At 48.1% G+C, this 20,380-nt stretch carries 19 protein-coding genes; 9 read left to right on the top strand and 10 right to left on the bottom strand.

Features of this window, described 5'->3' with window-relative positions; translation table 11 throughout:
- Positions 1-6 precede the first annotated feature (6 nt).
- The 3 genes from DYP60_RS06615 to DYP60_RS06605 are packed head-to-tail and all read left to right on the top strand — an operon-like array spanning position 7 to position 2,911.
- Complete coding sequence (locus tag DYP60_RS06615) at positions 7-1,236, top strand: LL-diaminopimelate aminotransferase (RefSeq protein ID WP_117330108.1); 1,230 nt, start codon at positions 7-9, stop codon at positions 1,234-1,236.
- Positions 1,233-2,498 carry a diaminopimelate decarboxylase gene (gene lysA / locus DYP60_RS06610; RefSeq protein WP_117330107.1) on the top strand — a complete coding sequence of 422 codons (1,266 nt, stop codon included), beginning with the start codon at positions 1,233-1,235 and terminating at the stop codon, positions 2,496-2,498. The genes DYP60_RS06615 and lysA overlap by 4 nt, the downstream gene beginning before the upstream one ends.
- Complete coding sequence (locus tag DYP60_RS06605) at positions 2,498-2,911, top strand: YbgC/FadM family acyl-CoA thioesterase (RefSeq protein ID WP_117330106.1); 414 nt, start codon at positions 2,498-2,500, stop codon at positions 2,909-2,911. The genes lysA and DYP60_RS06605 overlap by 1 nt, the downstream gene beginning before the upstream one ends.
- A 2-nt stretch (positions 2,912-2,913) precedes the next feature.
- Here DYP60_RS06605 and DYP60_RS06600 read toward each other — a convergent pair whose 3' ends face one another.
- Positions 2,914-3,909 carry a hypothetical protein gene (locus tag DYP60_RS06600; RefSeq protein ID WP_117330105.1) on the bottom strand — a complete coding sequence of 332 codons (996 nt, stop codon included), beginning with the start codon at positions 3,907-3,909 and terminating at the stop codon, positions 2,914-2,916.
- Positions 3,910-4,010: 101 nt separating this feature from the next.
- Between DYP60_RS06600 and DYP60_RS06595 the strand changes: the two genes are divergently transcribed.
- Positions 4,011-4,592 (top strand): carbohydrate-binding family 9-like protein, encoded by a 582-nt coding sequence (locus tag DYP60_RS06595; protein WP_165849526.1) that lies wholly within the window; start codon positions 4,011-4,013, stop codon positions 4,590-4,592.
- Here DYP60_RS06595 and DYP60_RS06590 read toward each other — a convergent pair.
- From DYP60_RS06590 to DYP60_RS06575, 4 genes are read right to left on the bottom strand one after another with little or no spacing between them, the layout of a single operon-like run.
- A complete protein-coding gene (locus tag DYP60_RS06590) occupies positions 4,589-5,389 on the bottom strand; it encodes a tRNA threonylcarbamoyladenosine dehydratase (RefSeq protein ID WP_117330103.1) in 801 nt (266 codons plus the stop codon). The genes DYP60_RS06595 and DYP60_RS06590 overlap by 4 nt on opposite strands.
- A complete protein-coding gene (locus tag DYP60_RS06585) occupies positions 5,346-6,008 on the bottom strand; it encodes a TatD family hydrolase (protein WP_117330102.1) in 663 nt (220 codons plus the stop codon). Before DYP60_RS06585 ends, DYP60_RS06590 begins: the two co-directional genes overlap by 44 nt.
- Positions 6,009-6,044: 36 nt before the next feature.
- On the bottom strand, positions 6,045-6,350 hold the full coding sequence (locus tag DYP60_RS06580) for an AzlD domain-containing protein (RefSeq protein WP_240622835.1): 306 nt from the start codon (positions 6,348-6,350) through the stop codon (positions 6,045-6,047).
- Entirely contained in the window at positions 6,350-7,063 is a 714-nt protein-coding gene (locus tag DYP60_RS06575) for an AzlC family ABC transporter permease (protein WP_117330100.1), read from the bottom strand. The genes DYP60_RS06580 and DYP60_RS06575 overlap by 1 nt, the downstream gene beginning before the upstream one ends.
- Positions 7,064-7,138: 75 nt before the next feature.
- On the opposite strand from DYP60_RS06575, the gene DYP60_RS06570 reads away from it, so the two are divergent.
- Positions 7,139-7,903: a hypothetical protein gene (locus tag DYP60_RS06570; protein ID WP_117330099.1), complete on the top strand. Its 765-nt coding sequence runs from the start codon at positions 7,139-7,141 to the stop codon at positions 7,901-7,903.
- On the opposite strand, the gene DYP60_RS06565 is transcribed toward DYP60_RS06570, so the two are convergent.
- Entirely contained in the window at positions 7,900-8,895 is a 996-nt protein-coding gene (locus tag DYP60_RS06565) for a bifunctional methionine sulfoxide reductase B/A protein (protein ID WP_117330098.1), read from the bottom strand. The genes DYP60_RS06570 and DYP60_RS06565 overlap by 4 nt on opposite strands.
- A 35-nt stretch (positions 8,896-8,930) precedes the next feature.
- Complete coding sequence (locus DYP60_RS06560; protein WP_117330097.1) at positions 8,931-9,821, bottom strand: DUF1295 domain-containing protein; 891 nt, start codon at positions 9,819-9,821, stop codon at positions 8,931-8,933.
- A gap of 103 nt (positions 9,822-9,924) precedes the next feature.
- Here DYP60_RS06560 and DYP60_RS06555 point away from each other — a divergent pair, with 103 nt between their 5' ends.
- Complete coding sequence (locus DYP60_RS06555) at positions 9,925-11,433, top strand: aryl-sulfate sulfotransferase (protein ID WP_165849525.1); 1,509 nt, start codon at positions 9,925-9,927, stop codon at positions 11,431-11,433.
- Between the two features lie 59 nt (positions 11,434-11,492).
- Here DYP60_RS06555 and DYP60_RS06550 read toward each other — a convergent pair whose 3' ends face one another.
- Positions 11,493-14,162 carry an alpha-L-rhamnosidase gene (locus tag DYP60_RS06550; RefSeq protein ID WP_117330095.1) on the bottom strand — a complete coding sequence of 890 codons (2,670 nt, stop codon included), beginning with the start codon at positions 14,160-14,162 and terminating at the stop codon, positions 11,493-11,495.
- Between the two features lie 36 nt (positions 14,163-14,198).
- Entirely contained in the window at positions 14,199-15,329 is a 1,131-nt protein-coding gene (locus DYP60_RS06545) for an IS1595 family transposase (protein ID WP_117330094.1), read from the bottom strand.
- A gap of 184 nt (positions 15,330-15,513) precedes the next feature.
- Between DYP60_RS06545 and DYP60_RS06540 the strand changes: the two genes are divergently transcribed.
- A complete protein-coding gene (locus tag DYP60_RS06540; protein ID WP_117330093.1) occupies positions 15,514-17,586 on the top strand; it encodes a right-handed parallel beta-helix repeat-containing protein in 2,073 nt (690 codons plus the stop codon).
- Between the two features lie 51 nt (positions 17,587-17,637).
- Here the strand turns inward: DYP60_RS06540 and DYP60_RS14200 are convergent, their stop codons facing one another.
- The gene (locus DYP60_RS14200) at positions 17,638-17,811 is read right to left on the bottom strand and encodes a hypothetical protein (protein WP_165849524.1); all 174 of its coding nucleotides are present in this window, start codon (positions 17,809-17,811) and stop codon (positions 17,638-17,640) included.
- A gap of 174 nt (positions 17,812-17,985) precedes the next feature.
- Here DYP60_RS14200 and DYP60_RS06530 point away from each other — a divergent pair, with 174 nt between their 5' ends.
- Together DYP60_RS06530 and DYP60_RS14195 are read left to right on the top strand one after the other, a co-directional pair.
- Positions 17,986-19,473 carry an alpha-amylase gene (locus tag DYP60_RS06530; RefSeq protein WP_117330091.1) on the top strand — a complete coding sequence of 496 codons (1,488 nt, stop codon included), beginning with the start codon at positions 17,986-17,988 and terminating at the stop codon, positions 19,471-19,473.
- A 253-nt stretch (positions 19,474-19,726) separates the two neighbouring features.
- Positions 19,727-19,885, top strand: a complete 159-nt coding sequence (locus DYP60_RS14195; RefSeq protein ID WP_165849523.1) for a hypothetical protein — start codon at positions 19,727-19,729, stop codon at positions 19,883-19,885.
- Positions 19,886-20,380: the final 495 nt, after the last annotated feature.

Here is a 20,380-nt window from a genome sequence, read left to right as displayed (position 1 = left end):
GAGTATATGGCGACAATTAATATGAACTTCCAGAAGCTGGCGAGTGGATATCTTTTTCCTGAGATAGCCCGTAGGACCAAGGTATGGCAGGAATCCCACCAAGGAGCAGAGGTGCTCCGTCTTGGTATCGGGAATACCACCGAGGCCCTCCCTCCTGCAGTCTGTGATGCAATGAAAGAAAAAATTGAAAAGCTCTCTGATCGTGCTACCTACTCAGGATATGGCGATGAACAGGGCGATACTGCGCTTCGGGAAGCCCTGGTTCGTTACTATCAACGTTATGGTGTGGAACTCAAAAGTACAGAGTTTTTCATCAGTGATGGTGCCAAGAGTGATGCGGCAAATATCCAGGATCTTTTCTCCTCTGAGAATGTGGTCGCTATCCAGGACCCAGCCTACCCGGTGTATGTCGACAGCAATGTCGTAGCAGGAAGAACTGGTCTATTCAACAAGGAAATGGGTCTCTACGACGGATTTGTCTATCTCTCAAGTAATGAAGAGAATGGGTTCATTCCCAGTCCTCCAGAGCAGAAGGTTGATCTAATCTACCTTTGCAGTCCGAACAATCCTACCGGCGCAGTTGCCACCCATGCTCAGCTGAAGGCATTTGTTGACTATGCCATCAAGCATAAGAGCATTATCATCTTCGATAGTGCCTACAGTGAATATATCACCGAAGAAGGCTATCCAAGAAGCATCTATGAGGTGGAGGGGGCAAAACGTTGCGCTATTGAGATCAATAGTTTCTCCAAGTTCTCCGGTTTTACCGGCGTGCGCTTGGGTTGGACGATTGTTCCCGAGGAGTTGGAGTGCGAGGATGCCCCCTCTGGCCTCTTGAACTCCATGTGGAATCGCAGACAATCTACCTTTTTCAACGGAGCGAGCAATATTGCACAAAGCGGTGGCATTGCAGCCTTGGAGGGTGATGGATACGACCAGAGCCGTGCACTGGTGGAATACTACCTTGAGAACGCCAGAATCATTAGGGAAGGACTGGAGAAAATCGGCCTTACGGTGTACGGTGGTGTCAATAGCCCTTACATCTGGGCAAAAACCCCGAACGGTATGGATAGCTGGGAGTTTTTCGATATCCTGCTCGACAAATGCCATGTAGTGGTGACCCCAGGTGGAGGTTTCGGGCCGGCAGGTGCATCATTTGTCCGAGTTTCCTCCTACGGACACCGGGAAAATGTAATGAAAGCCATGGCCCAGATAGAGGAGAACTTACAGGTATGAGTGAAAAAACGCTTCCCATGGGGCATGGCGATTTCCTGGAACTTGCTTACCAGCTTCCCACTCCCTTCTATCTCTATGATGAGAAGGCCATCGTGGACAATGCCAGACGATTTAATCAGCTCTTTTCATGGGCTCCTGGGTTCCGAAACTACTTTGCAGTGAAGGCGTGCCCCAATCCCACCATCCTTAAGCTTCTGGAAAAGGAAGGGTTCGGCTGTGACTGTTCCTCCCTCCCGGAGTTGCTTCTCAGCAAGGCAAGTGGGATAACCGGGGAGAGAATCATGTTCACCAGTAATGATACCCCTGAGGAGGAGTTCCGCGCCGCTTATGAGCTTGGAGCCATTATCAACCTTGATGATATTACCCATATTGAGACGCTTGAGAACGCTATCGGTACAGTCCCAGAGACCATCTGCTTCCGTTACAACCCGGGAAAGAACCGAACCGGAAATGCAATCATCGGAAATCCAGTGGAAGCAAAGTACGGTTTAACTGATGACCAGATAGTCGAGGGTTACCGGATCATGCAGGACAAGGGTGTGAAACATTTTGGCCTGCATACCATGGTTGCGTCAAATGAACTGGATGGTTCCTATATTGTTGAAACGGCAAGGATGCTCTTCGATTTGGCAGTGAGAATCAAAAAGGAAACAGGTGCCACCATTGAATTCATCGATATGGGTGGTGGAATTGGGATTCCCTACCGTCCTGACCAGGATGCGATGGACCTGCAAATGGTAAGCGATGGGATGAAAGCTCTCTATGATGAGATCATAGTCCCGTCTGGTCTTGATCCTTTGCAGATAGTCTTTGAATGTGGTCGGGTGATCACCGGTCCATACGGATACCTGGTAAGCAAGGTATTGCATGTCACCAAGAAGTACAAGGATTATGTAGGCATCGATGCTTCCATGGCTGACTTGATGCGGCCTGCGCTCTACGGAGCATATCACCACATTACGGTAGTGGGGAAAGAAAAAAATTTTCATGACCACCTCTATGATGTGACTGGAAGTCTTTGTGAGAACAACGATAAGTTTGCCATCGACAGAGAGTTGCCCAAGGTGGAACGTGGTGATGTCTTGGTAATCCATGATGCAGGCGCCCACGGGCATAGCATGGGATTCAACTATAATGCCAAGTTGCGCAGCGGCGAGTATCTGCTCATGGGAGATGGTTCTGTGAAGATGATCAGGCGTGCACAAACCTATGATGACTATGTGGCAACCCTTCGCTTCGAAGGGGCTCTTGTGGAGGTCTAATGCATTCATTCAACATACGGGTGTATTACAGCGATACTGATTGTGGTGGCATCGTCTACCACGCTCGGTATCTTGATTTTGCAGAACATGCCCGCACCGAACTGCTCAGGGAAGTGGCTCAGAAGCAGGACCTCGATGGATCCCAGAGCAGTATGATCGACTTGGGCAAGATGGCCTTTGTGGTGAAATCAATCACGGTGGACTATCAAAAACCGGGGCGGCTGGATGATCTCTTGGAAGTATGTACGGAAATCGAGAGTGAGAAGCGCTTCTCCATCACCTTCATCCAGACAGTGAAACGGGGGGATGAGGTGCTCTGTGTTCTCAAGGTGCGGGTGGCCTCAATCAACAGTGAAACACTTCGTCCCACACCTTTACCTTCTTGGTTCTCTCCAGCAGTTCATGCGCTCTGATCTCAATAGGGCATCGTCACCAAGAGGGTGGTGTTGCCCAAGCTTCCCAGTTTTTCATGACGGACAACTACATCATAACGATGTGTTCCTGCCTCTGGTATGGAGGTATAGGTGTTGCTTTGTTCCTGGGCAATGGAACCTTCGCAATACCAGTCAATCTCCAAATCACCCAATGAGACTCCTTCTGGGAGATTTGTTGGTGTATAGTTCAATGTTACCTGATCTCCGGCAACAGGGCTTGCAGGAGTTGCGGTTATGGTCCCCTCGATGGGTAACATGGTGTCGTTGATGACCGTGATCTCAAAATTGGTGGAAAGATCTCCGATGACCATATGCACCGTTCCATCACTGACGGTGTCTGAGAGAATCCGGATAGCCTCAGTGGCTCCGCTTACCAACATATCCTGACTGAAAAGTCGTAGCTGGAGCAAGTAGGATCCACTTTGCAGCGGGGATGCAAGAAGCACTTCGCCGTTGCCACTGTCCAATACCGGTACATTCAAATCGATGGTATTGCCCTGTTGGTCCTGCAATACTACTTGCAGGGAGACGTCCTCCGCAACTTGATCTGGGTCCCATGTCACCAATGTTTCCAGTGTTCCCGTTCCCACAAGGTCGGTGAGATGAAGTGTGGCAGTGCTTGTGACCTTGCTGAGCAGTGTGGTAATGGTTCCTGATACAAGGGGTAGCCCATCTGCATTGTAGCCTATGGCCTCAATCGTCCATCGACCGATCATAAGATTCCCGATTGCAATAGTTTTTTCCACAGAATCCACCGAGAATGTCTGTCCTGCGGGACCAGTACCACTGAGGTGGTAGTCGGTGATGACCATCTTCTGTGATTCAGGTATCAGGCTTCTTTCCGATGTGAATTGCTCTGTGGTTAGCAATAGTCTCAAATCGGTTGTTTCTGCATGTGCTTCCTCTTTGCATCCGGTGGCCAAAAGCACCACGGCGAAAAAGATCATGAGTGATTTTGTGAGCATCTTCAATTTCATGGATAATCTCCTATGTTGGGATACCAGAGAAGAAGAAACTCCACCCTTATTGCTTCAGATTCCTCTTGGAGAGAATGATGCACTCGTTTATACTGGCATCCATGGAAACACAACCCACAATCACCGTTGGAAGCATGCTTGAAAGAAGTCTCCCCGTTGCACTTGTTCCTTGTTGGGGATCATATGAAAAGACCGAAGGATCGTTGCGTCTCGCGAAACAGGGGGATACGCTTTCCCTACGGTATATGCTACGCTCCCCACTCCTTAGACGGATGGTGCAAGAGCACAACCTGGAAGTCTGTGACGACTCCTGTGTTGGGCTTTTGCTCAAGAGCAAGGAATCAGAGCAGTATCTTCACCTTCAATGCAGCGCCTCAGGAGCCCTTCGCTCATGGTGGGTCAGCAATGAAGGAGAGAGGACTTTGCTTCCTTCTTCGCTCCTGGAGACGATACCGGTTACGGTGACAATCTTGGAGAACTCCAATGCACAAAGCCGTTGGAGCGTCGAGATGCATCTGGATCTAAAGGCCTTAAAAATTGATACTGATGGCCCGCTCTTTGGAAACTTCTACAGCTGCGCTGAGCAGACTGACCAGAAGTATTATCTGCTGGCACATGAGACAGGAACCTTGGAACCCAATGTGGAAGTTCCTTCAGCTTTTATGGCTTTGGAGTTCCTCTAGGCTTGTTTTTTCTGGGGATTCCAAGCTTCTTCTCCGCTGAGCATCTCCTCATCCAAGAGTCGGGTAAGGGCTAGGTGGGCAAGATTCTGGCCAAATATTCCTGTAATGGTAGGCAAACTACCCAGCACATTTCGCCTTCTGCCTTTGTTGCTGACTTGTTCATTGAAATCAGCATGGTCCTCTTCCTCCGGAGATTTATAGGTATACCTCACCAGCTCTGGGGAGAAGATGACTTCAATCCCGCGTCCAACCCCTCGCTTACGCAGGTTCGTTCTCACCTGACGGGCAAGTGGACACCCGAAGGTATCCATCAGATCGGCCTTGCGGACAAGGAAGGGATCTCTTCTCAGTGCAGCTCCCATGCTGCTGACTACCGGGATGTTGTGTGCATATGCTGCTTCCAGCAAAGCACATTTTGGGTTGAGTGAATCGATGGCATCTACCACCAAATCGATGGGCCCAGAAAGAATTTCATCCAATGTCTCGTGTTCGACGAAGAGGGGAAGAACTTCCACATTACACGCTGGGTTGATGGCGAGGATACGCTCCTTAGCCACCTCTGTCTTGGGTTTCCCCAAGGTTTCATAGGTAGCGAGGATCTGTCGATTCAGATTGGTAATCCCCACCGTATCGAAATCAACGATTCTCAGGTTGCCGACACCGCTTCTGACCAATGACTCCAATGCCATTCCCCCAACTGCGCCCAAGCCGACTACGACTACATGTTTCTCATGGAGGCGTGCTACCGGCTCCTCACCGAGTAGCCGTGTTATGCGTAAGAATTGTTCTGATCTCATCATTATTCCTTATCAGTTCTTCCCGGGTGCACCCGCTCAGTGAGCTGAATGCCTTTACCTGAGCCCAGAGCATCTGGGTATAATCCCCTTGTTCAAAATCAGTTTCCAAGGCATAGGGAATGGTGACCAACCTTGCACCTTCTCTTGCCAGTTTGCTCAAAAAGAGCTTTCTCCCATAGCTGAGAATGACTCCAAGCTTTGCTGCTTCTTGTGCGGTCTCCCAACTTCCTGTATACCCATGCCAAATGAGAGGCGGGAGATCTGGCTGGAGCGAGTGAAGAGTGGAAAGCATTCTTCCCTGCTCATGCACACAGTGCAAGGATACACTACGTCCCAGCTCAAAGCCCAGGGTAAGGGTATCTTTCAAAAATACTTCCTGTCTTTCAATATCAGGAAATCTTCTATCCAGTCCTACCTCAGCTATCTGGAGGGAAGGATGAGCTTTCAGTATGCGTTCCAGATCGTTTATTTCCGGCAATGGCTTGTCGGCAAGTGCACCAACCCCGCCCAGCGCTGGATCCTTGAGTGAGGATAATACATCCCACTCATCACTGCTACTGGTGGCATAGAGTGCGTTCTCTTGCATGCTGGAGCCAAAATGGCGGTGTGCATCAAACATGGTACAATCCTAGGAAAAGGAGCATGCTCCGTCAAGTTAGAGCAACAGCAGATATGTTACCAAGATACTCAGGAGTATCGGGATGATTATACTGTTCTTCCGGTAGGCAATGAATGCTGCACAGAGGATACCGATCAGCCCCGCATACCAGTGTTCCTGGAAGTCGAGGATGACACCGGGAAAGATCAGAGGCCCCAGCGCGGCAATGGGTAGGAGACGGAGGCTTTTAGAGAGAAACCTGGGAAGCCGGTCTAGGAATGATGCGTAATAGGGGAGGGCTCTCACCAGGAAGGTAGCTAGTGCACTTATGAGGATGGGTGTGAGGAAGGGAAATGTGTTCATCAAAGTACTTCCTCACTGTCACTGGTTGTCAAGGCACCAAAGAAGCTTGCAGCAAGCATACTGATGACAAAGGACCAGCCGATGGCCAGGGAACATTGCAGTATCAGGAAGGAGTTCAAAGTTGCAGAGACTCCCACAATTGCAAGAACCATGAATCCTTTTTGATGGAACTCTTGAGCCAGGAGTGAACTGAACATGGCATACAGGGTTACTCCAACTGCAAGTTGGAGTGCAGGGGGGAGGATCATACCAACAAGAAATCCAACGGCAGTGCCGCTGACCCATCCGCTGTAGGCGGTCAACTCCAACCCTGCCAGATATTCTTTGCTTATGGGCCCTCTATGCAGGACCGCGACACTGAATACTTCATCGGTGGTACCATGGGCTAGTAATGCCTTTCTCCAGCCCCTGATCCCTTTTTCGAGATTTCTGTTCAGCTCGGCTCCCATGAAAGAGTAACGCAGGTTCACCAACAAGACACTGATGAACAGTTCTGCGAGGAGGGCTCCCCCTCCGATGAGATTTGCTGCCAGAAATTGTCCGCTGCCTGCAAAGTTGGTTACCGAGAAAAGGACCGCTTCCCAGATACGCATCCCCAAATCTCTGCAGACAAGGCCGAAGGCCATGGCAGTAGGGAAATACCCAACAAAAATGGGAAAGCCCTCCTGGCAACCTTGTTTGAACGTGAGTCTGTGTAGCGTTTCTGGTTTCATGGTTAGCAGATTAGTGATTCTGCTAGTTTCCTGCAAGTGGCATTCATGATAGACTACACCCCCTAGGAGGTGTATATGGCTGTCTATCTCGCAAATACCGGATTGCAATTACTCAGCAAAAACGGGACCCTCGACCAGGAACCCTTGATGCAATGGTTTCATGAAGCCAAGCGTATTTCAGCACACCAAGGAGCATATTATACGAAGATGCTGGACAGCGGGCTGACCATCGTCTTTCGTACAGTTGTAGATAATGAAGACCTGCAGATTGTTGGTTTGGATATGCATATGAGCGGACGTTGCATTTGGTCGGGAAAACCTTTGGTCCAGATTGGCAAGGGTGAACCACTTTCAATCACCCTCTTGATGACCAATGGCTCTGAAAAGAGTGCTTTCATTGCCACTCTTGTCCATGCAGCCACCCTTGAGCAGATTGATGAGGATACCCTCTTGGACCTGCAGGTATGTGCGTTCCCACAGGCGTTGGATGTATTCGACAGCAGGGAAGCGTATGAGATGGTTACCGAAGAAGGTGCCCGGCTTGAGGATAAAAAATTGCTTCCTTTCAACTACATCATGGCTCGTGATGAGAGTCTTAGTGAAGAGAATAGAGAACGTTTTGCACAGGAGGAGCAGATGATGTTGCTTTGTGGTCCGGTTCTCGGAGTGCAGAATCGCAAGCATGGGTTTAAGGATACCGGGTGTACAGTAGCTACCATCTCTACGGAAATGGGTCATCTTGATCTCGTTTTTGCCCCAGAACAACTAGAGAAGCCCCTAAAAAAGGGCTCCTACGTAGTTGCAAGCTGTGCGATCAGTGCCGATGTGCTGACCGATTAGAATCGTTTGGTATATGCGTGGCAGTAGGGAACTGTTCCCTTCCGCTCATAGTAATCCTGATGATACTCCTCCGCTGGGTAGAAAACAGCAGCCGGGCGGAGGGTGGTGGCAATCTGCAACCCTTTCTCTTCAAGGATTTCAATAAGGTGTACAGCCACATCAAACTCATGTCGTGACCGGTAGAATATGGCAGAAAGATACTGGTTCCCGATATCAGGTCCCTGCCCATTTGTCTGGGTGGGGTCGTGGATCTCAAGGAAATACTTTGTAAGGTCATCATACGAGATTTCCAGTGGATTATAGAGTACTTTGACCGCTTCCAGGTGACCCGTGGTATGGGTCAGTACATCCTGGTAGCTTGGATTCTCTACATTTCCCCCGGTATACCCAGAAACTGCAGAGTACACCCCATCCTTCTGGGCAAACAAATGTTCGACTCCCCAGAAACATCCTCCGGCATATACTGCCTCAGCTACAGGCGCCCCATCCTTGAAAACCAGGGAAAGGGAATTTACACAGTGCCGTGTATTGGTTTCTGTAAAGCGTTCCCCTTCAAAAACATGTCCCAAATGTCCGCCGCACGTAGCACACAGTATTTCTGTACGTATACCATCAGCATCAGTCTTCCGCATGACCGCATGGGGAATCTCCTCATCGAAGGAGGGCCATCCACAACCGGAGTGGAACTTGCTTTCAGAGCTGTAGAGGGGGGAGCCACACCACTTGCAGTAGTAGGTTCCCCAATCATTGGTATCGGTGTACTCCCCAGAAAAAGCCCGTTCGGTGGCCTTTCCTACGATGATTGATCGTTCTTCACTGGTAAGGGAGTTCTTCAGCGTATCATCAAGAGGTTTGTAGGTAAATCGTTCTATATCGGTCATAGGCACTTCTTCCTCACGTATTGTTGTCGGGGCATTCCGTTTGTATAAGGTGAGTGAGAGCAGTAGGAGCACAACCAAAAGCAAAGCAATGATGAGTAGTACTGTTTTCATCTATTGATTCTCCTTTGAATCACTGTAGCATGGGGCTACCAGAATCTAAAGAGAATTGCACCTGCTTTCTCTTTGTATGCTGCATACGCAGGATACTTCGAGGAAGTGATACTTTCAGTGAAGATGGTAGAACCTATAAACAGGAGTGTCAGTAAGAGAGGTCCTACTATGGTGTAGTGCAGCAAGGAGCCGTGGAAAGAGACTGAGAACAGATAGATGGACCACCACACTCCTAATTCTCCAAAGTAGTTGGGGTGCCGGCTGTATGTAAAGAGTCCCGAACTACGGAAGCCCTGGGCATACTCATCTTCAAGGGTATCCTTTCTTGGAAGCAATTGGTACTTGGCCTGCTGGAACGTGTACTGCTGTTGGTCTGCTATCGTCTCAATGCTCAAGAAACAGATAAACAAGAAGATTGCAATGAAGGAAAGGGGGCTGAATGGAGCATTTGAGGAGGGGAGTATCCCGATCGGACTGGTGAATGCGATAAACAGGAATTGTTGATAGAAAGCGATGAAGAATACATTGAAAAAGAACCATCCAACAGGGTTCCCGATCTTCTGTTTAAGAATTTTCCAACGATAGTCTTCTTCTCCTCTGTATCCTCCACGTCGGGCGAAGTTGAACGTCAGTCTCGCTCCCCAAAGGGTGGCAAGCAGGGCTGCAACCACCACTGGGGTGGAGAAGCCTGCTTTGTAGGCATAGATCCATGTGAAGACAACAGGGAGCGTGCTCCAGAGGCGGTCGGTCCAGGAGTAATCTTCAGTGAGTAGTGAAAAACAGAGGCTTATCAGCACGGAGCCCAATGTAATATTGGCTATCTGGTACAGTGCTGATTCTTGAGCGAATGGCCCTATGACTACAAAGCCAGACAAGATGGCCACCATGACAAAGAAGATAAGGATGGTCGTTCGATTTGCTTTCATGGTAATCAGTATAGCAAACCTAAGATTAGGAAGACAAGAAATGTCCCTGTCTGTTGGAAAAGACTTCTTTCCATATTTTTACTGGCAGCGTACACTGGAAGACATGAATAAGCAGTTACGTCGTCTCATTATGCTTACATGTCTCATGCTTCTTATCGTTCTCTTCCTCTTTGTTTTTCTTGTGAGAAGACCATTCACCATTGCTATTACACGTTTTGAGAAATCCCCGCTAAGTGCCTTGGCTGTAATTGAGACCAGGGAAGCAACCCAAGTGTCCCTCATCATACGAGGGAGAAACCATGATGACTTGCCTGTCACGTTTGCTGGCTATGAGACGTACCATGAAATTCCAATGCTCGCACTCTATCCAGATAGTGAGAATGAAGTGGAATTCCATCTTGTCGCGGAAGACGGGAGGCTCTACAAAGAGACAGTACATATCAAGACCGATCCACTCCCAGAAACCTTCCCTGAGATAGGATATGAACGCTTGCTTCCAGAACAGATTGCTGAAGGTTTTACTTTTTTACACCTAGGTCACTATGATGCAGAAGGAAACTACCGGGCACTCCCCAGTGCCGTTGATTCCTATGGAGCTGTGCGTTGGTTCTACCAAGGTGATATCGGTCATGTCATGAAAATGACTGGGCAAGGTACCCTTTTGATTCAGGAAGGGAGTTCCCTTGTAGAGATTGACCTGTTGGGAAGAACGATACGGACACTTCCTCCGCTCATGTACGGCCTCCATCACGATGTGTCGATCATGGAAAACGGCAATATTCTGGCCTTGAGTACAGCCCCTTCTTCGTTTGAGGACGGGGTGGTGGAACTCGATGGAGAGACAGGCCAATACCTCCAAGGTTGGGACTTTCGCGATATACTCGACAAGGATCGTCCACCTCTGCCACGAAATTTGGAACCTTCAGACTGGCTCCATCTCAATGGAATCGATTATAACAGCCGCGATGACAGCTTCATTGTCAGCGGAAGGGACCAGAGTACGGTAGCTGAGATAGATAGAAAGAGTGGGGACCTTCGGTGGATCCTGGGTAATCATGAGCTTTGGAATGAATCATTCCAGCCCTACCTGCTGTACCTTGCGGGAGATCCTTTTGCCTGGCAATGGGGACAGCATGCCCCTATGGTGCATCCTGAGCAGCAAGGAAGGGTACTTCTCTATGACAATGGCAATGAGCGATCTTGTACTGATCCACTCGACCCCTCTGAGAATTATTCTCGCGCAGTTGAGTATGAGATTGATGAGGCTTCCATGACCGTACGACAAGTTTGGGAGTATGGGACAAAGAACGGGAGCAGTACTTTCACCCCGTTCATCGGAGATGCAAACTATCTGGAGAATGGGAATCGCCTGATTTGTTTTGGGGGAATAACCAAGAATCTGGAAGGGGATGCGGTTGAGCTCTTTGATTTCGCGAACAACTCTCTGCATGACATGAAAATCTCAGCAAAGGTCATCGAGGTTACTGCTGACAATCCGGCGAAGGAAGTACTGATGTTCTCATTCAATGATCCTGACCCTGCGAGCTATGCGGGGTATCGGGTGTATCAGGCGGAGCGTTATCCGCTCTATCATCCAGCCTTGTTGCAGTAAAAACCATGAGCATATCGATTGGATACACTCATGGTTTCACTATGAAAACCTGCATCAGATTATGAGTTCAATGTATAGCGAATCGTGTACATGCCTGAACCTGCTTCGGCCTCGAGGATGTCATCACGCTGTGCAAACGTGAGAGCATCCCCATCAACCAAGGAAGCTCCATCCAAGAGGCGGATGGTGGCAGTGGTATTTGCCGGAACCGTTGCTTGCAAGGTAATGACGTTTGATTTACTCTCTCGTTCCCAACGTATTCCGACTTCACCATAGACCGATTGATATGCAGCTTCCACCCATGTGAGGTTTCCTCCAATCCTCGGGGCGATAACCGTATGCTTGTATCCTGGCTCGTTCTCATCAATGTTCAGACCAGCAACAACCCGGTACAACCACTCTCCAATTGCGCCGTAGGCGTAGTGGTTGAATGAGTTCATATCGGGGCTCCACATCGAGCCATCAGGCTTGATACCATCCCAGTGTTCCCATATGGTTGTGGCACCTTTTTTTACCTGGTACAGCCAAGAGGGGAAGTCATCCTTGAGTAACAACGCATAGGCTTCATCCAAGCAGTCGTTGGAAGAGAGTGCATGACAGAAGTACGGGGTGCCGACAAAACCCGTCACCAAGTGTCCATCATGCTCGGCCAACAACTGCTTCAGATTCTCTACCGTCTTGGCAATGAACTGCTTGGGAGCAAGGTTGAAGTGTAGGGCAAGAATATGAGCAGTCTGTGTCTGGGCTGTCATTGTTCCGTCGGTATTGAAGAAGGTTTCTTGGAATGTTTTCACAATGTTGTTGTACAGTGCTTCATACTCCTTCGCGACAGCTTCCTTCCCGAGTATTCTTGCAATCTTTACGAAAAGACTGGTGGAATAGGCATAGTACGCGGTACAGGTCAAATCGTTTGGAGTGGCTCCAAAGTAGCTTCCTTCCTCAGCATCCAAGGCGACCCAATCTCCAAACTGAAGCTTGTAGTTCCAGATGTTGTTCTTTGCATGGGTTTTCATAAAATCAATCCAGCCCTTCATGCTCTCGTACTGAGTCTCCAGAATGGCTGTGTCCCCAAAGGTGAGATAGAGCACCCAGGGATTGATGATTGCGGCATCAGCCCACGCAGTGGCTGAGTGGGTTCCTTGGTTCAACAACCAGTTGTCAAACGGGTATTTGTACAGTACATCTGGGACTACATGGGGGACGCCTCCTTCTTGGGTCTGGTCAAGGGCAAGGTCCTTGAGCCATTTTTTGAAGAAGGTATAGGTGTTTACATTGTAGCTTGCTGTCTGGCAGAAAATCTGTGCATCCCCTGTCCAGCCAAGGCGCTCGTCACGCTGAGGGCAGTCGGTGGGGACATCCACAAAATTACTCTTCAATCCCCACAGGATATTGTGTTGCAGTTGGTTCAAATCCGGGTTGGAACACGCAAAACTACCTGTCTGTGGCATGTCGGAGTGAATCACGTAAGCCTTGAAATTATCAAGGTCTGCACGTCCAGGGAACGATTCTACATGGATGAACCGAAATCCAAAAAAGGTAAAGTAGGGACGATAGACGAACGGTTTATCATCCTTGATGGTGTAGGTGATTCTCTGTTCCGCTCTACGAAGGTTGTCGGTGTAGACATTGCCGTCCTTATCCAATACCTCGAAGCATCTCAGTACTATGGTTTCGCCAGCCTTGCCCTGTCCCCTGATCTCCGGCAGGGCACTCATGTTCTGTCCGAAGTCAATCACCCGCTCTCCCTTGGGAGTGTAGAAGGCGAGGGTCGGGGCCATGATTTCCTGGAGAGCAACAGGGGAACCCTCCTGTGCTTCAATATGTTCTGATGTACAGGGAACAGCTTTTGCAGTTCTCCATGCATCATCATTGAACTCTGGGTTGTCCCAACCTTCCTGTTCCAGGGATGCATCATAGGCCTCTCCATCATACAGTTGTGAATTCAAGACCGGACTGTAGCTGCCTTTCCAACTTTCATCTGTATAGAACGTCTCTTTGCTTCCATCAGTATAGGTGACATCCATGCGCAGGGATAGCGATGCATAATCTCCATAGAAGTTATGGATCATCAGGAAGCTGATGGTGCCTTTATACCAAAGTGACCCAAGATGTACACCAAGTACGTGTTCGCCCGGGGAAAGCATATTCGTGACATCATAGCTTTGGTAGAGCAGGCGATGGTCATAGCTGGTCCACCCAGGTGCAAGTTCATCGCAAGATACCTTCTTGCCATCGAGATGCAGCTGGTATACGCCCTGTGCTGTGGAGAAAATTACTGCTGATTTCACCTCTTTCTTCAGTGAGATTGCTTTTCTAAGATAGGTGCCTTTCGAGAGCTTGATATCCTCTTCAGTCTCTGCAGTAATGAAATGCTCCTTCAGCGAATCTGGATCCTTCAAACCTCCAAGGATGGTTGCACTACCACTGAAAGGAGTGGTTGAGATTCCCTGGCCATCTGCTTCGGTGACTACTTTAACTCGAGCCCAGTACTTAATGCCTTCCTCTGGGGTGAATCCTGGGACTCGAACCTGTGCAGAATCGTTGCTTTCAACAAGGCCGGTATCGAAGAGAGGGGAGGCGAAAGAAGGTTCATCGGCAATCTGAATCTGATACTGTTTTTGTCGACAATTTCTAAAAGGTGTATCAATAGCCCAAGAAAATTGTGGCCCTTCTGTTATTCCTACGACATGGTCGAGATAGTTGATCTGCAGTTTGGAAACTGTTGTCATAATAATACTCCAATTTTAAAGGCTCTATTTGACAGGTTATGTTGAAACCTCATTTTCTGATGTCTCATTCATATCAAGCACCTCATAGACAAATGAAGGGTAATCGATATTTCTCAGTTCTTTCCATCTTGCTACACGGGGGACATTGCTAAGCTTCTCAACAAGCAGGGTTGCCCTGGCTATGCCTGAGATGCTAGGGGTCTCCTGCTTGAAAATGGTCAGGTTTGCATAGTTTTCCAAGTACTTGGTGCTCACACCGTTGAATCTAGCCAAATCCTGCTTGAAGGCAGAATGCAACTTGTTGACCTTCTGCAGGTTATATTTGCCTTGTCTGGATTCAGTTGCGCTTTTCAGCTGGATGATGGGAAGCTCCTTCTCCTGTGCATATTTCCCGGCAGCCCGAGATGCATCAGTGACCAGGATTACAGTCTCACCAAGATGCCCGGTATACACGGAATCAAGGTCACTTGAGGAGGGGGCACCCATATTTGAGGGTCTTCCCCAGCAAATCTCGTTCCCCCCTATGGCTAGAGGAGTGCATACAAAACCTTGGTTCAAGCCTCTTGTGCTGCTGCATGATCCCCTTCCATGTCTATGTCCGGATTTTCTGACACTCTTGTAATCAGGGGCCCTGTTAGTGGGCTTGTGCATATGCAAGTTGTTGCTGGCGTTCTTGTTGCCTTTGGTATTCAGGTATGTGAAGGTCTCATCGGCTTGCGTATGTTCCTCCAATACAGCATCGGACTTACCATCCTTAAGTGCTGTGAGGATCTTGTGCCTCCAATGGAATGCGGTGGTGACGTTGATGTGCAAGGCCTCGGCCAGATCCTTGAGTGTCGCACCCGTATTCATGAGGCGCATGTACTCGATCCAGACTTCCTTGGGAAAATGGCTCCCGATCCATACAGGTCTTTCCTTTACTCCAAAAGTCTTGCGGCAATCCACACAGATGAACCTTTGGTAACCTGCTGGGGTCTTCCCATACCTGCTGACATGGGAACTTCCACAATGGGGGCAATTCTCCTTCTCTTTGGGTGGTTCCTGGACAGTTTCTGCCGGTTCAGGCTGTGAAATCTTGCGAAAAACGAGCTTTTGTTCTTCTTCTGAAAGGTTCATCAACGCTTTGTAGGCTTCAAGGGCTTCCTTGCTGAGTTTTGGCTTCTTCATTCTTCAATTATACTGCATTTGGCAACTGTTTTGTAGTATTTCAACACAAATAATCAAATAGAGCTATTGTGTTTGGTGTTCATGGTCTCATGTAGTCCTGAAACTCCCATGGTAATTCCGGTAGAGCAAATAAGCATATCCAGTGATGTTACCTATGTAGTTGAAGGGGAGACCCTTCAGCTGCATGCTGTGGTTAACTCCCTCCAAAGCCACAGATGATTCTCTCACCTGGTCGGTAGAAAATGGTACCGGTAGTGCGACTATCGACCAAAGTGGCCTTATTACTCCCATAGAAGTTGGTAGTGTGACAGTGAAGGTGGCAGCCAATGATGATTCTGGAGTGATTGGGGAAAAAACGATCCAGATTGTAACTGTTATCGAAGGAGCAACACATCTTGTAGAAGAAGCTCAATATTCTGCTTCTCAAGCTGAAGTAGAGAATATGGACGAGGCTAAAGCAAAAGCAAATGCACTCGTACAGGAACTGCTAGAACATAATGATGAGGTATCCTTTGAGATAACTACTGAAGACTTCACAGCACCAGTGGCTGGTGATGTAGATGATCCGAACGGTTCTCCGGGAGCTTATTCATTTACGGTAAAGGTTTGTGCTGGAGAAGATGTTGAAGAAACAGCAATGCTTACTATGACCATTTCTGCTACTCCATATACTGTTCCTGAGCAAACCATCTGGGAAGGAGCATTGTCAGGAAATACCACTTGGTCAGGAGTGGTACAGGTGAATTATGTGGAGGTACCTGAAGGTGTAACGCTTACTATCGAGCCAGGGACAATCGTAAAATTCAAATTTGACCGTGGGTATATCGATCTGGATAAAGGTGGCCTCCAGGTAGCAGGTGGTACCTTGATTGCAGAAGGAACCCCAGCTGAGCAAATCTTCTTCACTGCAGACTACGAGCGGGAAACGTATCCATATGCCATAAACGGAGATTGGTTTGGTATTACCTTGATGAATACCGACACCTCCATCCTGGATTATACGGTAGTGGAGTATGCAGAAATTGGAGTAGAGCAGTTTGAGTCCGCTGTTACCATATCAAACTCAGTAATCCGATGGAATAATACCGAGGGGCTCTATGCAGAGCAGTCCTCTCCTACGATTATCAACAACACCCTGTATCAGAATGGGTATCACGAGATTGCACTTGAGCAATTTAATACCAATGTTCTCATAGAAAACAACTACTTCAGGGATGGTCATGTAGGAGTACACTTTGAAAACAGTGGTGGAACCGTGCGAGGTAATGTGTTTGACACCTATAAGAAACATGCATTGACTGCAGGTATGGATTCTGAGGTAACGGTTCAGGGGAACACCCTCTATGCAATCGGGGATGTCGAAGATGTGCCCATACTGAACACGGAAGATCCTGATGGGGAGTCACCGACTGATGAGAGTATCACTCAAATAACTAAATCAAATAATACTGAAGTATCATCGGAACCTGCTGGTCTAAGTTTCGATTACACCGTTCCCACTGACTATGATCTTGGTTATCGTCCTGCTACAGAGGGAGATGAGTACCTCTATGTGTATGATGCAATTGATTCTACTCGTGAGGTTACGCAAACAATGGGAGCTGATACCGGTCTTGGTTTCGGTTGGGCTCTTCACTACTACGACGGCTATCTCTGGCGATTCAGTATTGGCGACGGGGAGTATGGGGAGGGCTTGGATTTCATCAGAATTACCTTCAACGACACTGGCATCACCGAAGTGACCAAGATGGGAACAGACTGGGTTGTTAACCCCAGGGGACTAACCCATGATGGAGAGTACTTCTACGTTAATGATTTCAGTGAGAAGAAGATTTACCGATTTTCTCCACCAGATGTAATTACTAAAGATACTAAAATAGAGATAACAGAAGATGATTGGATTGATATCCCCAATGCTGATGAAGATGATGGTGGCACCATGGGATTGACCTATGATGGAGAGAACCTTCTCCTGCCCAGTCGTGATCAATCTGTGCTGTATCGAATTGATTTCGATGACCCTACCAATTTTACCGAAATTACCTTGCCAACCACCCTCGGCAATGACATTGCTTGGCATGATGGCCATTTCTGGAGTGTAGCCTCAGGGAAGGGGTTGGGTAAGTTTGAGATTAATGGTAACCAAGCTACCATGGTTGGAAGCATCTACCCTGTTGCTTATGACGCTTGGGCAATCACCTCCAATGGGGAAGGGGGGGGAAGAGGCACGGCTTTGGACTCTCCAGAAGACCTGTGAGCTTTGGGATGATGACAAACTCTTTGAGATCAAACCCTTGCTTCCAACTCTCTAAATCCGTTTGGGGTCATTCTCCAACGGAGCGAGAGGAAAGGAATCATCATGCTGGTTCCTCTCCCAAGCGAGTGCAGGGAAAGCAAGGTGAGATACCCCGTCCCTTGGGGCGAAAAAGGAGGCAACGCCTCCTGAGTTCAGCTCTTGCCCTGAGGTATTGATACCTTTCATTGATAACTGCCATCCATGCTGTACACTGAGATTTAAGAAAACAGTACTGAAAGCATAAGGAAGGGTACCTTCCTGTTCAAGTTCATGAGGATGCAGACATACAACCACATGAAACCATTGTATATTGTGCAACATAAGCATATTGTTGATTCAAAGTAAATATAGGAGCTGACCATGCAAAAGAGACGGGGAGTATTGCTCCAATATTTCCATTGGTGTAGTGAAGGCGGTGGTGTCCTCTGGAACAAGCTTGCTAAGCAGGCTGAATCGCTGAAAAAGGCAGGGTTCACAGCAATCTGGCTTCCTCCTGCATACAAGGGAGCTGGTGGTGGCTATGACACCGGTTACGGGGTGTATGACCTCTACGATTTAGGAGAGTTCGACCAGAAGGGGAGTACTGCCACCAAGTATGGAACCAAAACAGAGTACCTCAAAGCCATTGATGCGATTCATTCCCAGGGACTTGCTGTCTATGCAGATATTGTATTTAACCATCGCATGGGTGCTGATGAGAAAGAACAGGTCCTTGCAATCCCGTATTCGAGAGATAATCGGTCAGAGCCAAATGGATCTAAAGAGCAAGTAACGGTTTATACACGTTTTACCTTTCCTGGCAGAGGTTCTACCTATTCGGATTTCCAGTGGATGTGGCACCATTTTGATGCAGTGGATCATGCGGAGGAACATCCTGAGGATAACCAGAGAATCTACGTACTGGAAGGCAAGCAGTTTGATGACTATGTTTCCGCTGAGTTCGGAAACTACGACTACTTGATGGGTTGTGACCTTGATTTCGGGGCGGAGGAAGTAAGAGAAGAACTTACGCGGTGGGGGAAATGGTATCTGGACACCACAGGGGTCGATGGCTTTAGAATTGATGCAGTGAAACATATCCCTTCATGGTTTTTTCCCGAGTGGCTTGCTTCCATACATTCCCATGCAAACCGTGATTTGTTTGCAGTTGCTGAATTCTGGGATCCAGACATCGAACAGCTCAAATCATACATCGAGCAGAGTAAGGGTGCTCTTTCACTCTTCGATGTTCCGTTGCATTTCAAATTTTATCAGGCAGGGATTGAAAGGAGGGAATTCCCCCTCGATTCTATTTTCTCCGGGACCCTGGTGGAGCAAGACCCTGCGCATGCAATCACATTTGTAGCCAACCATGACTCGCAGGCTTTGCAAGCGCTTGAGTCAGTAGTGGAGCCCTGGTTCAAACCCCTGGCCTATGCGTTGATCCTGCTCAGAAGGGAAGGATATCCCTGTGTATTCATCGCAGATTACGAAGGTGCAACGTATGAGGATTATGGCTTAGATGGAGAAAAACATGTGATTGAAATGCCTTCATTCAAGCATTTGCTTGATCTCATGCTTAGGTTGAGAAGTGAACATCTTGAGGGAGAACAGCACGATTACTTCGATCATCCAAATACCATTGGCTGGTCTTATTCAGGAGAAAAGGCGCTGGCAGTAGTCCTTTGCAATGGAGAAGAAGGTAGTAAAAGCATGGAGACAGGCCTTCCTGATACTGAATTTGAAGATTGTACCGGCAATATAAGGGAACATATCAAGACAGATGCAGAAGGTTTTGGAATCTTTCCTTGCGGGGGAGAATCCCTCTCGTTGTGGGTGAGGAGCAGAGCTTCTGTATCCAATGCATAAAAAATCCTGCAGAGCCAATTTTAAAATAGAAATTCAGCCTGCATGACATGAACAAATATGCAGGGTATGCCAATGGCGTCTCATTCACTTTTCCACTGTTGAGAGCTGTCTGCCAATACTTGTGTACCATACAGGATACAAATAGCATGTATCACACCACACAAACTTCAGTCTCCCCACAATCCCTTTCCTCTCACATGACGATATGAGGCACTGTTTATTACGAGAACCATCTTGTTGTTCACTCAATTGTATGAGTCAGCGCAGAGCCTTCTTACCGTTGATGAAACTCTTTTTCCGACATGCCACGATGAAAGACGCATTGCTTTCGTTGCAGGAGCATAGCAATCCGATAGACCTGCTGGGTCTTACGAAGGTTCCCAGTGAAGGAACTATGAGTAGACTCTCTTAGGATGTTGTGGAGATTCTGGATCCTTATCGACTTCATGAGAGGGTTATAGGTGAATACAACACTTCTTTGGGCCGGGTAGTGATAGGATATCTCAGTACCGAAATCCCCTGGAAGGAAAAAGAAAGGATCTCTAAGGGAGTCCAACCGGTTCTTTTCAATCCTGCATCTGCCACACGCTATAAGGCGCGTACAACCGTAGAGCATACGAGTAGTGAACCGAGGGATGGATATTTTCGGGACAAGATCTATAAGCGTGGTTGCCATGCAAGATATGAGATAGCACTCCCCATTCTTCTCACTACAGTGAAAAAAGTAAGAAAGGTTCTCTTGCTGTATGGATGACTTAGAGCCAGGGGAGGTACGGCAAACAGATGAAGAAGATCAATACCCCTTGCGATACAAGGGATGGTTCACTGTGCTTTATGAATGCAACCTTATTCATAATTCGCTCCCAATTTTGCAGGGAAGTCGTTCATAAAGTTGCTGCTTGGGGAG

It is taken from the genome of Sphaerochaeta halotolerans (genome assembly GCF_003429665.1).
GTDB classification, from domain to species: domain Bacteria; phylum Spirochaetota; class Spirochaetia; order Sphaerochaetales; family Sphaerochaetaceae; genus Sphaerochaeta; species Sphaerochaeta halotolerans.
The sequence above is the reverse complement of the archived record's forward strand: the minus strand, read 5'-3'. Positions and strand labels throughout refer to the sequence as shown.

What these genes read in the sequence shown, in the direction of transcription:
- DYP60_RS06615 (WP_117330108.1), top strand. Translation starts at nt 7, where the DNA reads ATGGCGACAATTAATATGAACTTCCAGAAGCTGGCGAGTGGATATCTT.
- DYP60_RS06540 (WP_117330093.1), top strand. Translation starts at nt 15,514, where the DNA reads ATGCTGTGGTTAACTCCCTCCAAAGCCACAGATGATTCTCTCACCTGG.
- DYP60_RS06575 (WP_117330100.1), bottom strand. Translation starts at nt 7,063, where the DNA reads ATGAAACCAGAAACGCTACACAGACTCACGTTCAAACAAGGTTGCCAG.
- DYP60_RS06550 (WP_117330095.1), bottom strand. Translation starts at nt 14,162, where the DNA reads ATGACAACAGTTTCCAAACTGCAGATCAACTATCTCGACCATGTCGTA.
- DYP60_RS06585 (WP_117330102.1), bottom strand. Translation starts at nt 6,008, where the DNA reads ATGTTTGATGCACACCGCCATTTTGGCTCCAGCATGCAAGAGAACGCA.
- DYP60_RS06555 (WP_165849525.1), top strand. Translation starts at nt 9,925, where the DNA reads ATGAATAAGCAGTTACGTCGTCTCATTATGCTTACATGTCTCATGCTT.
- DYP60_RS06590 (WP_117330103.1), bottom strand. Translation starts at nt 5,389, where the DNA reads ATGAGATCAGAACAATTCTTACGCATAACACGGCTACTCGGTGAGGAG.
- DYP60_RS06565 (WP_117330098.1), bottom strand. Translation starts at nt 8,895, where the DNA reads ATGAAAACAGTACTACTCATCATTGCTTTGCTTTTGGTTGTGCTCCTA.
- DYP60_RS06545 (WP_117330094.1), bottom strand. Translation starts at nt 15,329, where the DNA reads ATGAAGAAGCCAAAACTCAGCAAGGAAGCCCTTGAAGCCTACAAAGCG.
- DYP60_RS14200 (WP_165849524.1), bottom strand. Translation starts at nt 17,811, where the DNA reads ATGAAAGGTATCAATACCTCAGGGCAAGAGCTGAACTCAGGAGGCGTT.
- DYP60_RS06595 (WP_165849526.1), top strand. Translation starts at nt 4,011, where the DNA reads ATGGAAACACAACCCACAATCACCGTTGGAAGCATGCTTGAAAGAAGT.
- DYP60_RS06570 (WP_117330099.1), top strand. Translation starts at nt 7,139, where the DNA reads ATGGCTGTCTATCTCGCAAATACCGGATTGCAATTACTCAGCAAAAAC.
- DYP60_RS06605 (WP_117330106.1), top strand. Translation starts at nt 2,498, where the DNA reads ATGCATTCATTCAACATACGGGTGTATTACAGCGATACTGATTGTGGT.
- DYP60_RS14195 (WP_165849523.1), top strand. Translation starts at nt 19,727, where the DNA reads ATGAGTCAGCGCAGAGCCTTCTTACCGTTGATGAAACTCTTTTTCCGA.
- DYP60_RS06560 (WP_117330097.1), bottom strand. Translation starts at nt 9,821, where the DNA reads ATGAAAGCAAATCGAACGACCATCCTTATCTTCTTTGTCATGGTGGCC.
- DYP60_RS06600 (WP_117330105.1), bottom strand. Translation starts at nt 3,909, where the DNA reads ATGAAATTGAAGATGCTCACAAAATCACTCATGATCTTTTTCGCCGTG.
- lysA (WP_117330107.1), top strand. Translation starts at nt 1,233, where the DNA reads ATGAGTGAAAAAACGCTTCCCATGGGGCATGGCGATTTCCTGGAACTT.
- DYP60_RS06530 (WP_117330091.1), top strand. Translation starts at nt 17,986, where the DNA reads ATGCAAAAGAGACGGGGAGTATTGCTCCAATATTTCCATTGGTGTAGT.
- DYP60_RS06580 (WP_240622835.1), bottom strand. Translation starts at nt 6,350, where the DNA reads ATGAACACATTTCCCTTCCTCACACCCATCCTCATAAGTGCACTAGCT.